At 66.3% G+C, this 13,773-nt stretch carries 12 protein-coding genes and 1 pseudogene; 8 read left to right on the forward strand and 5 right to left on the reverse strand.

Annotated elements, in window-relative coordinates:
* Positions 1-40: 40 nt before the first annotated feature.
* Entirely contained in the window at positions 41-1,237 is a 1,197-nt protein-coding gene (locus tag ACFQMF_RS03085) for a metal-dependent hydrolase family protein (RefSeq protein ID WP_256407762.1), read from the reverse strand.
* 116 nt (positions 1,238-1,353) lie between these two features.
* Here ACFQMF_RS03085 and ACFQMF_RS03090 point away from each other — a divergent pair.
* Positions 1,354-3,042, forward strand: a pseudogene (locus ACFQMF_RS03090) (YegP family protein).
* A 38-nt stretch (positions 3,043-3,080) separates the two neighbouring features.
* Here ACFQMF_RS03090 and ACFQMF_RS03095 read toward each other — a convergent pair.
* Together ACFQMF_RS03095 and ACFQMF_RS03100 are read right to left on the reverse strand one after the other, a co-directional pair.
* Entirely contained in the window at positions 3,081-3,353 is a 273-nt protein-coding gene (locus tag ACFQMF_RS03095) for a glutaredoxin family protein (protein ID WP_256407761.1), read from the reverse strand.
* 43 nt (positions 3,354-3,396) lie between these two features.
* Positions 3,397-4,578, reverse strand: coding sequence for a CBS domain-containing protein (locus ACFQMF_RS03100; protein ID WP_256407760.1), 1,182 nt, complete (start codon positions 4,576-4,578; stop codon positions 3,397-3,399).
* Positions 4,579-4,712: 134 nt separating this feature from the next.
* Between ACFQMF_RS03100 and ACFQMF_RS03105 the strand changes: the two genes are divergently transcribed.
* Positions 4,713-5,111 carry a cupin domain-containing protein gene (locus tag ACFQMF_RS03105; protein ID WP_256407759.1) on the forward strand — a complete coding sequence of 133 codons (399 nt, stop codon included), beginning with the start codon at positions 4,713-4,715 and terminating at the stop codon, positions 5,109-5,111.
* A gap of 60 nt (positions 5,112-5,171) precedes the next feature.
* Here the strand turns inward: ACFQMF_RS03105 and ACFQMF_RS03110 are convergent, their stop codons facing one another.
* Complete coding sequence (locus ACFQMF_RS03110; protein WP_256407758.1) at positions 5,172-5,975, reverse strand: M14 family metallopeptidase; 804 nt, start codon at positions 5,973-5,975, stop codon at positions 5,172-5,174.
* Positions 5,976-6,014: 39 nt separating this feature from the next.
* The gene (locus ACFQMF_RS03115; RefSeq protein ID WP_256407757.1) at positions 6,015-6,557 is read right to left on the reverse strand and encodes a DUF309 domain-containing protein; all 543 of its coding nucleotides are present in this window, start codon (positions 6,555-6,557) and stop codon (positions 6,015-6,017) included.
* A gap of 84 nt (positions 6,558-6,641) precedes the next feature.
* Between ACFQMF_RS03115 and ACFQMF_RS03120 the strand changes: the two genes are divergently transcribed.
* From ACFQMF_RS03120 to ACFQMF_RS03145, 6 genes are all read left to right on the forward strand, one after another.
* Positions 6,642-7,559, forward strand: a complete 918-nt coding sequence (locus tag ACFQMF_RS03120; protein ID WP_256407756.1) for an EamA family transporter — start codon at positions 6,642-6,644, stop codon at positions 7,557-7,559.
* A gap of 257 nt (positions 7,560-7,816) precedes the next feature.
* Positions 7,817-8,968, forward strand: a complete 1,152-nt coding sequence (locus ACFQMF_RS03125; protein ID WP_256407755.1) for a tyrosine-type recombinase/integrase — start codon at positions 7,817-7,819, stop codon at positions 8,966-8,968.
* A gap of 94 nt (positions 8,969-9,062) precedes the next feature.
* Positions 9,063-9,908 carry a hypothetical protein gene (locus ACFQMF_RS03130; protein WP_256407754.1) on the forward strand — a complete coding sequence of 282 codons (846 nt, stop codon included), beginning with the start codon at positions 9,063-9,065 and terminating at the stop codon, positions 9,906-9,908.
* A gap of 491 nt (positions 9,909-10,399) precedes the next feature.
* Positions 10,400-10,531: a hypothetical protein gene (locus ACFQMF_RS03135; RefSeq protein ID WP_256407753.1), complete on the forward strand. Its 132-nt coding sequence runs from the start codon at positions 10,400-10,402 to the stop codon at positions 10,529-10,531.
* Between the two features lie 144 nt (positions 10,532-10,675).
* Positions 10,676-12,592, forward strand: coding sequence for a helix-turn-helix domain-containing protein (locus tag ACFQMF_RS03140; protein ID WP_256407752.1), 1,917 nt, complete (start codon positions 10,676-10,678; stop codon positions 12,590-12,592).
* 632 nt (positions 12,593-13,224) lie between these two features.
* Entirely contained in the window at positions 13,225-13,719 is a 495-nt protein-coding gene (locus tag ACFQMF_RS03145) for a hypothetical protein (protein WP_256407751.1), read from the forward strand.
* The last annotated feature ends 54 nt before the right edge of the window (positions 13,720-13,773 follow it).

The raw sequence follows: 13,773 nt of genomic DNA on the forward strand, positions 1-13,773 counted from the left end.
GGCCGCTCGTCGGCACGCGCCGACCGAGAAAGATTCTCTTTTACACCATCCGCTCGCCGCGAGCGAACACCGCCTCCGGCTCCCGCCACGCCTCGACGTCCTCTGTCGGGTCGGCGTCGAGGACGAGGAGGTCGGCGCGGTACCCCTCTTCGATCACCCCCACGTCGTCGAGCCCGAGCAGGTCGGCGGCGTCGACGGTGGCGGCCTCCAGCGCCGCTTCGGGCGAGAGACCGTAGTCGACCATGTGCGCGAGTTCCTGCGGGACGTCCGCGAAGAAATTGAACGGCGTGCCGGCGTCGGTGCCCATCGCGATCGGCACGCCGGCGTCGAGCGCGTGGTCCCAGGCGTCGTCGAAGCGGTCGGCGGCGTCCTCGGCCTTCGCGACGGCGTCCTCGGGGATCCCGGCCTCGACGCCGTTGTCGACGATGCCGCGGAGCGCGCTCGCGGTCGGGACCCAGTAGACCCCCCGGTCGGCCATCATCTCGGCGGCCTCGCGGTCCATGAAGGTGCCGTGCTCGACGCTCGAAATGCCGGCCTCGACCGCGTTCTTGATCCCCGCCTCGCCGTGGGCGTGGGCCGCGGTCGGCGTGTCCGTCGGCGCGGCCGCGTCGGTGAACGCGTCGAGTTCCTCGGGCGTCAGCTCGGGGGCGCCGGTCACCGCGCCCTCGGTGAGGACGCCGCCGGTCGCCATGCACTTGAGCACGTCCGCGCCCGCCTTCAGCTGCTCGCGGGCCGCCTTCCGGACCTCGGCCGGCCCGTCGGCCTCGCGCCCGAACCAGTTGCCGTGGCCGCCGGTCATGATCACGTTCCGACCGCAGGCGAGGACGCGGGGACCGTCGATGTCGCCGGCCGCGACGGCCTCGCCCGCGTCGAGCGCGAGGGTCCCCCGGCTCCCGAGGTCGCGGACCGTCGTGACCCCTGCCTCGACCGCCGCTTCGAGGTTGCTCGCGGCCCGGTAGCTCGCGGCGTAGTCGCTGTCGGCGACCGCCGTCGAGACGTCCGGGCGCCCGTCCATCATGAGGTGGACGTGCGCGTCGATCAGCCCCGGCGCGACGATCTTCCCGTCGGCGTCGACCTCGGTGACCGCGTCGCTCCCGTCGCCGTCGCCGATCCCCGCGACCGCCTCGTCGACGCGCTCCGCGTCGCCGACCGCGACGATCTCGCCGCCCGCGACCGCCACGTCGGCCTCGCGACTTCCCGCCGCGTCGACGACTCGCCCGCCTCTGAGCGCGTACATGCCCGTACGAGGGACCGTTCGACGGGTAAACGCTCGGGTCGCGGTAGCCCGGCGGAGCGCCAGAGGACCGCCGCCGCGACCCCTATTTATAACCGGATGGCCGGAGAGGCCTTCGTATGGGAACGACTGACAAACGGGATCGGAACGGCGGCCTGTACGAACGGCGAATCGGCACGCCGCGGACGACCGACGAGGTGAACGGCTACTGGCTGTTCGGGTTCGGCGTGCTGCTCGGCCTGGCCGGGGTGGCGGTGTTCTTCCTCACCGAATCGGCGACGGCCGCCCGCGGCATCGGGTACGCGCTCGCGGCGCTCGCGCCCCCGTTCGTCATGCTCGGGGCCGTGATCCGCTTCCCGCTGCGGCGGACCGGGACGTTTCTCGGCTACCTCGGCACGGCGGTGAGCGTCCTCGGCGTCGTCTGGTTCGTGAACATCTTCCCGGACGGCTGGTTCACCGCGTCCGGCGACCCGACCGTGATCGCGCTGTACGGCGTCGGACTGCTCCTCGTCGGGCTCGCGGGGACGGTCGTCCCGCTGCTCTCCGACCCGGTGTACGAGGACTACGAGCGGATGCGGGGCGAGGCGGCCGCGGCGACCGCCGAGCGCGACGAGACGAGCGCCGACTTGGAGGCGGCCCGGGAGGAGTTGGCGTCCACGGAGGACGAACTGGCCGCGACCCGCGAGGAGCTGGCCGCCGCCGAGGAGCGCGCGGACGAGCTCGACGCCGACGTCGCGGCCGCGCGCGACGAGATAGCGTCGCTCCGCGAGAGCAAGGCCCGGTTCGAGCTGTTCGAGGACGCGAGCGGGAGGCCGCGCTGGCGGCTCCGCCACCGCAACGGCAACGTCATCGCGACCGCCGGCCAGGGGTACAGCAGCCGCGGGAAGGCCCAGCAGGGGCTCCACAGCGTCCGGCGGAACGCGCGCGGCGCCGGGCTCCTCCGGATCGAGACCGCGGTCGAGGAGGCCGAGCCCGTCGCCGACGACGACGGGCCGGAGCCAGAGGACGCCGCGGAGCCGGCGGTGGCGGTCCCGAGCGACGACGAGCCGGAGAGCGCGGCGACGTTCGAGCTGTTCGAGGACGCGGCCGAGGAGTGGCGCTGGCGGCTCCGCCACGACAACGGCAACGTCGTCGGCGACTCCGGGGAGGGGTACGCCTCGAAGTCGAACGCGAAGCGCGCGCTCGCGACGGTCCGCGACCACGTCGCCGCCGCGGACTACCTCCGCGTCGATCCGACCGCCTTCGAGCTGTTCCGCGACGCGGCCGGGAAGTGACGCTGGCGGCTGGTCCACGAGAACGGGAACGTGCTCGCCGACTCCGGCCAGGGGTACTCGTCGCGCTCGAAGGCCCGCCAGGGGCTCGACAGCGTCCGGTCGAACGCCGCCGACGCCGCCGTCGCCGACCTCGACGCCGACGAGGCGGCCGACGCCGCGGGCGACGCGAACGCGACCTTCGAGTTGTACGCGGACGAGGGCGGCGACTACCGCTGGCGGCTCCGCCACCGCAACGGCAACGTCATCGCCGACTCGGGCGAGGGGTACGCCTCGAAGTCGAACGCGACGGACGCGATCGAGCGCGTCCGCGCCCACGTCCCGGACGCGGACGTGCTGGAGGTCGGCGACGCGGCCTTCGAGGTCTACGAGGACGCGGCCGAGGAGTGGCGCTGGCGGCTCCGCCACCGCAACGGCAACGTGCTCGCCGACTCCGGGGAGGGGTACGCCTCCCGGTCGAACGCGGTCGAGGCCGTCACGAAGGTGAAGGCGAACGCCCCCGGCGCGGAGACCGAGACGGTCGACGCCGCCGAGTAAGGAGTCGAGCGGCCAGTCCCGTTTTTTCAAACCGCGGATTACGACGCCGCGAGCAGCTTCAGCCGCAGCTCGCGCTCGTCGACCTCGTACTTGAACGCCGGGTGGCCGTCGATCAGCACGTAGGGGACGCGCTCCCCGTACTCCTCGGCGAGCTCGGGGTCCTCGTCGACGTCGACCATGTCGAGGTCGATCGCCACGTCGAGCCCGGCAGCGGTCTCCTCGATGGTCTCGCGGGCGGCGTCACAGAGGGCGCAGTCCTCGCGGGTGTACACCGTGACCGGGACCGTCGACGCCGCGTCCGACTCGCTCATGCTCGGTCGTTCGGCCGGCGGCGAGGAGTCGCTTTCGGTCGCTTCAGAACACGTCGGGGTCGTCGCCGATCTGCCGCCGCCCGCTGATGACGCTCGGCGTGCCGCCCGTCTGGATGATGTTGAACGCGGTCATCAGGTCGGAGCGGGAGATGATCCCGACGAGCCGCTCCTGGCGGTCGACGACGGGCAGCCGGCCGACGCCGTTCTCCTGCATCGTCTGGAGCGCGGTCATCGCGTCCGTTTCCGGGCCGACCGCGACCACGTTCGTCGCCATCACGTCGTCGACGCGGTAGGCGTCGCGCTCGACCTCCCGGACCGACCGCGCGTCCTCCAGCGTCACCATCCCGACGAGGTCGTCGCCGCGGAGCACGGGATAGCCCGTGTGGCGCTCCTCGAACATCCGGCTCATCAGCTCGGCGACCGAGGTGTCCTCGCTGACGGTGTGGAGGTCCTCGCGGCCGGTCATCACGTCGCCGACGGTGACGTCCTCGAAGGCGGCCTTCAGGGTGGTCTGCTGGGCCTCGCCGGAGGCGGCGATGTAGATGAAGAAGGCGAGCACGATCAGCAGCAGCTGGAAGCCGAGCAGCCCGACGATCCCCATCACGAAGGCGAACGCCTTCCCGACCGCGGCGGCGCGCTGGGTCGCCTGCGCGTGCGGCTGGTTCCGCGCCAGCAGCGCCCGGAGGACCCGCCCGCCGTCCATCGGGAACGCCGGGAGCATGTTGAAGACGGCCAGCACCACGTTCAGCAGCGCGAGGTAGCCGAAGACGAACAGCACGGCGTTCGACCCGACCGGCGCGAGGGCGAACACGGCGTAACACGCGACGCCGACCGCGACGCTGACGATCGGCCCCGCGACCGCGATCCAGAACTCGTGTTTCCAGTCCTCGGGGAACTCGGCGAAGCTGGCGAGCCCGCCGAGCAGCCACAGCGTGATCGACTCGATCTCGTAGCCGTACCGCATGGCGACGACCGAGTGGCCGAACTCGTGGAGGAGGACGCCGACGAACAGCCCCACGGCCGCCGCCAGCCCGAGGACCCACGGCGTGAGCCCGCCGGCGAGCGCGGCCGGGTCGATCCCGGCGCCGAGCGCGTCGTTCATCACCTCGGCGATCATCCCGACCTGCGAGCCGATGAGGTAGGCGAACAGCGGCAACACGATCAGGAACGTCCAGTTGAGCCTGACCGGGATCCCCAGCGCCGTCCCGATCTTGAGTCCTCGCATGTCCCCGCGTTGGTCGGGTGTGGGGTTAAACGTCCGGGGGCGAGGGACCGGAACGCATGACGGCCGCTCCGACCGACGGACCCCGACCGCGTCCCGCCGTCGTTTATAAGCCTCCTCGCCGCCGATCGGTCGGTATGGAGGATTCCACCACCGACGAGGCGACGACCGCCGCGGACGCGGTCCTGAAGCGCGCCGACGAGGTCGGCTACGAGGCGGTCGACGCCGCCGACGGGCTCCGGAAGGGCGTGCTCGTCGACGAGGCGGACGGCGCCCCGCACTTCGCGATGCGGCGGTTCGAGCTCGCGCCCGGCGCCGCGGTCCCCCGCCACACGAACGCGGTCGAGCACGAGCAGTACGTACTCGCCGGCGAGTACGTCGTGGGGATCGGCGACGAGGAGCGCGTCGTCGCCCCCGGCGACGCGCTCCTCATCCCGGCGGGCGTCGAGCACTGGTACCGGAACGACGGCGAGGAGACGGGCGCGTTCGTCTGCGTGGTCCCGAACGGCGACGACGAGATCGAACTCGTCGAGTAGGCGCCTCGTCCCGTCCGATCGCGGTTCGATCGCCCGGCGGTCGCTCGGCCGCCGGCGCGCTCACTCGATCGTCCCGACCCGGTCGGCGACGTAGCCGAACTGGTCGCGGTAGCCGTACGACGACAGCAACACGGGATAGAAGGGCTCGTCGGCGCGGAGCTGCTCGTCGCCGGCGGCCGCGAACGCCTCGCCGACCTCGACGCGCTCGAAGTTGCGCGCGAACACCTCGTACGTCTCTGCCTCCGGCTTCGGGATCCGGTCGCGGAGGCGGAACACCTCGACCGCGTCGCGGCCGCCCGCGTCGACGGCGCCGTCGGCGCCCGGGGCCGGGAGCGCGCCGGTCGCGGCCAGGAACGCCCGCGTCAGCCAGTAGGCGTTGTCGGCGGCCCCGTCGGAGCCCTGCAGGCCGGCCTCCACCTCCAGCGTGTGGGGGTGCTCGATGAGCCGGCCCTCGGTGAACGCGTCGGTCTGGATCACCACGTCGACCGGGAGGTGGGGCGCGACCGCGCGGGCGACCTCGTCCATCGAGTCGATCACCGCGAACGGCTCGGCCGAGGACTGCGTCGAGTGGATCGAGAGGGTGGTACAGTCCCCGATCTCGTCGAGGAGCTCGGCGGCGAGCCGCTCCTCGTGGGCGTCGGCGTCGGGGTCGCCGGGGAACGCCCGGTTGAGGTCGGCGTCGAGGTAGCGCACCCCGGCGTCGAGCGCCGCCTCGTTGGCGACGATCAGCCGCACCGGGCGCTCGACGTCGGGGTCGCTGTCGAGGAGCCGTCGGACCGCGCGGGCGCCGCAGGGCTCGTCGCCGTGGATCGCGCCGACGACCGCGACCTCCGGCTCGCCCTCGCCCAGGTCGTACACGTCCATACCCGTGACACGCGCTCGGCGGGTAAGTCGCGTTCGGATTTACTGCGCCCCGTCGATCCGCTCGGCGTACTCGTAGTCGGCCGGGTACGCCTCCGGGCGCGCGCCGTCGAGGGCGATCCGCCACCCGTCGATCGCCGCGGGGTCGTCGAGCGCGGCCCGCAGGGTCTCGCGCACCTCGCCCACGTCGACCCCGTAGAAGTCGTCCGGGACGCCCCGGAGGTACTCCAGCGCGGTCTCGAACAGCGACCGCATCCCCTCGTCGCTCTCGAAGTCGACCCGCTTGTACGCGCCGGCGGCGACCTGTACCATCCCGTGGAGGAAGGCGCTCTCCGTCGTCCCGCTCCCGTAGTTGTACCACTCGTCCTCGAAGCAGTCGTGCGACTCGTGGTACTCGCCCGCGTTGAACAGCCGCACCCCGTGCTCGGTCGCCCGCCGGAGCGTGGCGTGCTCCCAGTGCCCGCCGGCGAGCCGGGCGTCGTCGGGGGCCGAACCGCCTTCCCCCTCGCCCTCGCCGGCGGCGTGCCACCCGGTCGGGTTCCCGAGCGGCGGGGCGACGCCGGGGTCCCGGGTGTGTTCGTCCATGCGGGTGCGTCTCGGGGCCAGCGACCTAACCGTTTCGCGACCGGATCGAACGCTTCTTTCCGCGACCGGGCGTCGGGCCGATCGATGGATCTCGGTCTCCTCTCCGCGATCGGGGCCGCGGTCGTCTGGGGAACCTACGTCTTCGCGCTCAAGCGCTCCTTCTCCGGCTACCCGCCGGCGGGGCTCACGGTGCTCATCAACGCGTCGGCGATCGCCTGGTTCCTCCCGGTGACCGTCGCGACGAACGACCTCGGCGCGGGGGCGCTCGCGAGCGACCCGCTCGGCGCGCCCGGGGCGATCGCGCGGTCGCTGGCGGCGGTCAACCCCGCGGCGGCGGCCGTCGTCGCCGGCACCGCGGCGGCGACCGCGGCCGCGTTCGTGCTCTTCCTGCGGGCGATCGAGGACGGCGACGTCTCCTACGTCGCGCCGATCAACAAGGTGGTCCCGATGTTCGTGCTCCCGCTGGAGGTGCTGCTGCTCGGGCAGGTGCTCGCGCCGGTCCAGGTCGCCGGGGTCGTCGTCACCACGGCGGCCGTCTACGTCGCGAACTACGAGCCGGGGAGCCTGCTCGCGCCCCTGGCGAGCGCGGCCCGCTCCCGGCCCGCCCAGCTCGCCTTAGTGAGCGCGGCGTGCTACGCGGTCGCCGACCTCGGGAAGCGCGTGGCGCTCCAGGAGCTCGCGATCCCCGGCACGCTGTGGGTGCCCCTGCTCCTCGCCGGGGCCGGGCTCATCCTGCTCCCCGCCGCGGTCCGGACCCCGCCGGCCGTCTCCCGAGGCGACGCGCCGAAGTTCGTCGCGGCCGGGGCGCTCGTCGCGCTCGGCGAGCACCTGACGACCGTCGCGTTCGCGTCGCTCCCCGCGAGCGTCGCCTCGCCCGTGATCAACACGCAGGCGATCGTCGCCGTCGTGCTCGGCGGGGTCCTCCTCGGCGAGCGCTACTTCCGCGTCCGCCTCGTCGCCGCCCTCCTCGCCGTCGTCGGCGTCGCGATGATCGCGCTGTGAGCGGCCGCGGCCGCGCACGGCTGGACCGTGGACCTCGGCGAGTCGCCGTCTGGCGGGTTCGAGGCGCGGCTGGTCGGCGCCGAACCGACGGGATAAAGACCTGCGGAACCGAACGCCGGGTCGCGTGCGAGGGTAGCCAAGCCCGGAAACGGCGGCGGACTCAAGAAGAGCCACTCTAAGCGCCGCTAAGCCAGTAATCCACTCTCGCAAATTCCCGTTCCGTCCCTCGGTTTTGATGGACTCGTGACCTACCAACCATGCAAAACGAGTCCGACGACGATTTGAGTCCATTCGAGCAACGCACCGTAGAGATAACCTTCCCGCTCGTCCCGAAGGCCGCCTCGCGGATGCTCGACTCCAAACAGGAGTTCGACTACCGAGAGCGCCGAGAGGAGTTCGCCAAGTGGCTCCTCCTCGAAGGCAAAGACACGCGAGACATCGAGGGATACTCGCAGGCGACGGCCAAGCGGACGATGTATCGCGTCAGCTACTTCGAACGCGCCGTCTGGGAGAAAAAAGACGAGTACGTGCCCGTAATGACCATCGAGCACGCTAATCAGTACATCGAGGGACTGGCGTACTCCGACAAGAGCCAGTCACACAAGCACCATACGCTCCACGCGCTGAAACGCTACTTCAAGTGGCGTCACCACGAGTTCGGAGAGCCGGAGTGGGAGCCGGACAGGGCTTTCACCGTCTCGAACTCGCAGAAGCCCCAAGACTTCTTCAAGGAAGACGAACGCCGCAAGCTACGCCAAACTGCGCTGGAGTACGGAACGATTCCCTCCTACAAGACTGTCCAAACCGACGAGGAACGCCGAGAGCGCCTCAAACCACTGGTAGCGGAGTATCACGAGAAAGATGTCGACGATGTTGGCACCGACGACTGGGCGGACATCCCATCGTGGAAGGTCACCTCACTCGTCTGGACCAGCCTTGATGCCGGTCTACGTCCGGTCGAAGTAGGGAACGCTCGAACCGGATGGGTGGACAGTGACAACGCCGTCCTCCGCATCCCGAAAGACGAGTCAGCGAAAAACGAGGCCAACTGGGAGGTGTCTCTCCGCCGGAAAACAGCGAAGGCACTCAACCGCTGGATTCAGGAACGAGAGCACTATCCCGAGTACGATGGCACAGACGCACTCTGGCTTACGCAAAAGAAGAAGCCGTACGACTCCAAGCAACTCGGGAGGCTTCTCCGAAAACTCTGTGACATCGCTGGGATTGACACTGCTCGTCGTGACGTTAGTTGGTACTCTATCCGTCACTCAGTCGGGACGTACATGACTCGGGAAGAAGACCTCGCGGCTACGCAAGCTCAACTCCGGCATCTGCGTCCAGAGACCACGATGAAATACGATGCTGCGCCAGTGAGTGACCGGCGAGATGCACTCGACAGGATGGGGTGATTGTAGACGGAAAGAGTAGTTTCAGCCGCCTCAGAAGTCCATAACTCCCATCAAACCCTATTTTTAATCGGGTTCTCAGGCCCCCAGAAGACCGATGAGTGGCAACAACGACCAGTACCGGTTCGGCGATGACGGCGAACTCGAAGAACCGGACGACGACGAGAACGACGAGGAACAGTTAGTCGACGACTGGGGGAACGAACGGCCTTGGTACCTCACCCGTGGCCGCTACCGCCGCGACATCGTTACCAGCCTACTGCAAAAAGGGGTGAGGCGTAGCGCAGAGGAAGAAACAGCATGGGCCGCGTGGGAGTTGGCCCGGTCCGGGCTGACAGAGTACGTCTTCGAGCGGTTGAACCTGTTCGTCATCGAAGACCTGCGAGCGGGTCACGAGGTCGCGCTCTTGATTGAGCGGTACGAGGAACTGGCGACGGAACGTTGGGACCCCGACTCGTGGCGCGGTCGCATCTGTACCATTCACGCGGCGCTTGCAGCCGCCCGAGCACCATCCTCGCGCGAGAGTACGTATGCCAATGGGGCGTTCGACTCCGTGGCACAAGACCGCGTCAGGGCTGACCAAGAAGAGGACCACGAGACGGTGTTCGACCCGGTTGTATCCGAAGCAGAACTCGACCCAGACGGCAGAATCGGCAGGGTCGTCGCAGACCGCCACTCCTACCCGGGGTCGGCGAGGGGGAGGGATTGGCATCATTTCAGGATTCATGGCTCACGAACGGGACCGAACGAGGATACCGAGGTCGGTGACAGATGGCGACGACAGGTGCTTCGAGCAGAGCAGTACGGCTACCGTGAGGACCAAATCGAGTTCACAGACAAAGAGATAGACCACGCGACGGAACCGACAGACGCCGACGACCCCTGGCGGTGCGACCTCGATGACGACGATGCGGGACTCGACCAGTTCAACGACGAGGCGTGACGAAGCCACCGCCTACCCCCTGACGAGGCTCCTCTTTCCGGAGGCGTCACACCTCCCCACCCCTCCTGGGTTCACTCTCTACACGGGACCTGTGTTGCAGACGGTGCTGGAGTTGTGTCGCGCTCTGATTTTCCCGCTGATAGCATCCGACCGGAGTCTTGCGATTTGAATCTCGATACGTGCCACGCAGACCACGACCCATCACCGGTGAATCTGTCAGACCAACCTGTCTGATGACTCTACCAGTACGACTTAAATAGCTCAGTCTGGTCGTGTCTCGCGGTTATTTATATTTTAATTAGTCACAAGAATAATTGATGAATCTGTCAGAGAGACGGGGTTCGGAGGCCGCAGAGCAGACTTACAGGTCGTATCTACTACAGGTCTCGCCACACTGGGACGGATGCGCCTACCTATGACGGCCTCGATAGAAAGAGGCGACCCGGAAAAACTGGTATAAAGGGAGTAGCCCGTCTTATTAATACAGAATCATGGACATAACGACCGTCAGCTTGGACAAGAGCACGCGGGACGCGCTCGCCTCGCTCAAAGAGCAGGAGTCCCACCCCCACTACGACGCGACGGTGTCATGGCTCATCGAGGAGGTGGAGAGCAGTAACTAACGGGTGGGAAGTGCCGAGCAAAAGGGGCCTGCTCGGCAATGGAAGCCGTCGGATGGGCCGGGCCTTCCGTGTAATCATTGTACGCGGTCGGGCTTGGTTGTTTCGCTCCGGCGGGTGCCCACCTTAGACGGTCCCGTAGGACACATGAACGAGAATCCCTCAACGACGAAGGAATCACTACCGCCTGAGGTTCCCGAGCGTCATACGATAACCGTCAGCGATGACCGTGACGATGTCGCGGAGTACCTCAGTAAGCAAGTTGCCGAGCGTCTTATTCGATACTCCGAAGCATGGTCGCAGGATACCCCCTTCGTCGTTCACGTTAAAACGATTCAAGGCACCGGGAAGACGCTCGGTGGGATGGAGACCTCAGCCCATCATATCAACCCGACTGCGCTTTTCGGACCGCGACACACGGATATCAAAGAGGATGCGGCCATCAAGCCCTTCGAGGGAATCTTCAGGATTCATTTCGAGGGAAAAGACCAGGTGTGTGACCACCCGGACTATCAGGGTCGTCACGCCAATGTACATCCCGATGTAAGTTCCGAGTGGTGCGATGGATGTGAGTATCGGGAGGACTGTCAATACTGGGAGAGCTATCGTCGAATCAGAGGGCAGGGGGCCCAAAACTTCACCGCCGTCCACCAGCATCTCCTCTACCTCCCGAAAGTGCTCGACGAGTGGAAGGGTATCAACAGTGTGCTTATCGACGAGTCGCCCTGGGACACAATCGTCGAGCAGACCGAGACGTTCTCACCGGAGGCCATTAGCGTTTCTCGAAGGACCGTTCACGCACTGTTAAGCCGCGACACTCCTCCCGTAGAGGAGCGCCTACTAACGAAGGTAGATGAAGCGTTGTCGCAGTTGAAGTCCGCGATGAAAGACGGTACTTCGCGGGACGAGTTCGACGCATGGAAAATCGCGTACGAGGCGTGCCGGGATGAGGACGTGGTCAACACGCTCACTCGTGAACTCAGCAAGGTCCACGCCGACCGAGACGATTCGAGCCACACCGAAGTCGTCCGGAAACTTTTCGGGGCCATCCCCCACGTCAAACAGGCGTGGGAACACGTCGAGCAAGCGGACGAGCACCTTCCCGTTGAGAACCCCCCTGAGTCGTTCTGGCACATCACCGACGACGGGTATCTCCGGATTCGATGGATGCGGACACAAACGCTCCGTGAAGTCGCCCGCGAGAAACCAGTATTCGTGCTGGCCACCGAGATGGAAACCGAGGTAGTCGAAGCGATATTCGACCTTCCGGTGGTTACGATATCCGACGACTACGCGCCCCCCGTGGACGTTCTTCAGTTGAAGACTCGCTCCGCAGGTGTCACTCAACTTCGCAAGAGGGGACGGCTGTGGGAGAACCTGTTGGAGCTGACCAGCCTGGCTATCCAGCGCGAACGCCTCGCTGGGGTCAAAACGTTTGTCGCAGTAAAAAAGGACCTCAAGGACGACGTACGCCAGTTCCTGGAAGACGAGGGATACACGGAGGGCGAGGACTTCGAAGTCGGCCACTATTTCGGACTGACGGGGAGTAACCGATTCGAGGATTGTGATTCCGTCGTGTTGTTCGGGATGGCTCGCCTCCGGAACGAGGACGCAATAGCAAAGGCTCTCCTGGCTGGTCTCGATAAGGAGGCGTTCCAGAACGAGAAGAGCGTGGGAGAGCTTAGAGACGCGCTCCATCGGATTCGGCCCTCACGAAAGGATGGCGTCCGGGCATACATCCTGACGAGGAAGGTGAATTTCGAGGATGAGTTCACTGGAGACTACGAGCCGCTGAGTGTACCGGACTTGCGAAATGAGTTGAACCAAGCCATCGCTCGTGAACGGGAGGCGAAGGAGATTCGGGAGACCCTGCTGGAGTTCGTTAAGAACCGGGAGACTCCTCCCACAGCGAGCGACTTCAAGGACGAGTTTGGGAGGGAGTACTCGAAGGTCAAGCGCCACCGGGAGAAACTGGTAGAAGCAGGACGGCTTGAGGTACGGAAGGAATCGGAGGGACGAGGACGACCAGCAGAGAGATACTTCGTTTCTGAGCCCTCAAACTAATTAATTCGACGAAATTGGATTCCCCCATGTTACAACAGTATAATGGGGAAAGGAGTATTTGCTCGAATTAAATGCTTTCAGACGTTCTAAACAAACTTTTGAGAGTAAGCGTCCTCTCCGAGTGTTGGGAATCGTTACCGGTTAGGCCGGAGCGGGCTTCCGATGACAATTACTGGTGAGCATTAGACCGGAGCGTACTGCTATCAGCGACGAAATATGAAGTACCGTAGTAACGCTTTCTCCGCAGAATTAGCTGGTTAAAGATATTTTATACTTCTATCCCTTCTACTACTACATAGGGAACCCACAGAGCAACAGCTATCGGACATAGTCCGGAGCAAGAACCGGTGGTAGGAGCACCGGTCTGTGGCTTCCCTGGGAGCCAAGGAAGCAATGTCAGATACGAGTTCCAGAGTGGAAACGCTGTCGAACAGACATCCGGATGCGGAGCGAGTCGGCCCGCATCTGGTAATCGACAAGACGGAGTGGGTGCCCGGCAAGCATCCCGACCCTCACCGACGACGCGAGGGTCAGACGGAGTACTGCGAACGCTACGTCAAGTGCCTTCGGTGTCGGGTAGAGGTCCTGCGTGAGCGCGACCTCCCCGAGACGTGCGAACCGGAGGGCCAGCGATGAAGCTGAAGGATGCCCAGGTCGACTGGCGCGAAGATGTGGGCAACGACCCTCGGCTGGAGGTGCTCGTCGACGAGATACCGGACCGTTCCGAGCTCCGGTTCGAGCACGAGGACGGTATCTGGTGTGGCATCAAGGACGGTTTCGTGTCCTACTTCGCCTGGAGTGGTGACGGCAACGATGGTGGCTACAGCGGTCGGTCGTTCGAGGTCACTACGGTCGACGGCGAGCAGGTCACGCTCAAAGGCCCGTGGAGTTCCCGCGCTGGGTGCGTGAATAAGCGGCAGTTCGGTCCGGTCGTGGACGTGCGACTGACGACCGACCCCAGCGTCCTCGAACAGGGCTACACGTTCAAGAGCGGAACCCTGACGCTCTCGGCGGCGAAGCAGGCCATTGACCTCGCGGATGCGGACGCCCACTTCGAGCGCGTCGTCAAGTTCGATTCCGACGAGCCGTACTGGGTTCCCGTTCGGGACAGCGGAGGTGACGCGTGATGGCGACGTGTCGGGAACTCGGGTGTAACCGCGAGGCCACCCACACAGTCGTCG

The organism is Halorubrum rutilum, from assembly GCF_042665015.1.
Taxonomy (GTDB): Archaea; Halobacteriota; Halobacteria; order Halobacteriales; family Haloferacaceae; genus Halorubrum; species Halorubrum rutilum.

What these genes read in the sequence shown, in the direction of transcription:
- ACFQMF_RS03085 (WP_256407762.1), bottom strand. Translation starts at nt 1,237, where the DNA reads ATGTACGCGCTCAGAGGCGGGCGAGTCGTCGACGCGGCGGGAAGTCGC.
- ACFQMF_RS03095 (WP_256407761.1), bottom strand. Translation starts at nt 3,353, where the DNA reads ATGAGCGAGTCGGACGCGGCGTCGACGGTCCCGGTCACGGTGTACACC.
- ACFQMF_RS03100 (WP_256407760.1), bottom strand. Translation starts at nt 4,578, where the DNA reads ATGCGAGGACTCAAGATCGGGACGGCGCTGGGGATCCCGGTCAGGCTC.
- ACFQMF_RS03105 (WP_256407759.1), top strand. Translation starts at nt 4,713, where the DNA reads ATGGAGGATTCCACCACCGACGAGGCGACGACCGCCGCGGACGCGGTC.
- ACFQMF_RS03110 (WP_256407758.1), bottom strand. Translation starts at nt 5,975, where the DNA reads ATGGACGTGTACGACCTGGGCGAGGGCGAGCCGGAGGTCGCGGTCGTC.
- ACFQMF_RS03115 (WP_256407757.1), bottom strand. Translation starts at nt 6,557, where the DNA reads ATGGACGAACACACCCGGGACCCCGGCGTCGCCCCGCCGCTCGGGAAC.
- ACFQMF_RS03120 (WP_256407756.1), top strand. Translation starts at nt 6,642, where the DNA reads ATGGATCTCGGTCTCCTCTCCGCGATCGGGGCCGCGGTCGTCTGGGGA.
- ACFQMF_RS03125 (WP_256407755.1), top strand. Translation starts at nt 7,817, where the DNA reads ATGCAAAACGAGTCCGACGACGATTTGAGTCCATTCGAGCAACGCACC.
- ACFQMF_RS03130 (WP_256407754.1), top strand. Translation starts at nt 9,063, where the DNA reads ATGAGTGGCAACAACGACCAGTACCGGTTCGGCGATGACGGCGAACTC.
- ACFQMF_RS03135 (WP_256407753.1), top strand. Translation starts at nt 10,400, where the DNA reads ATGGACATAACGACCGTCAGCTTGGACAAGAGCACGCGGGACGCGCTC.
- ACFQMF_RS03140 (WP_256407752.1), top strand. Translation starts at nt 10,676, where the DNA reads ATGAACGAGAATCCCTCAACGACGAAGGAATCACTACCGCCTGAGGTT.
- ACFQMF_RS03145 (WP_256407751.1), top strand. Translation starts at nt 13,225, where the DNA reads ATGAAGCTGAAGGATGCCCAGGTCGACTGGCGCGAAGATGTGGGCAAC.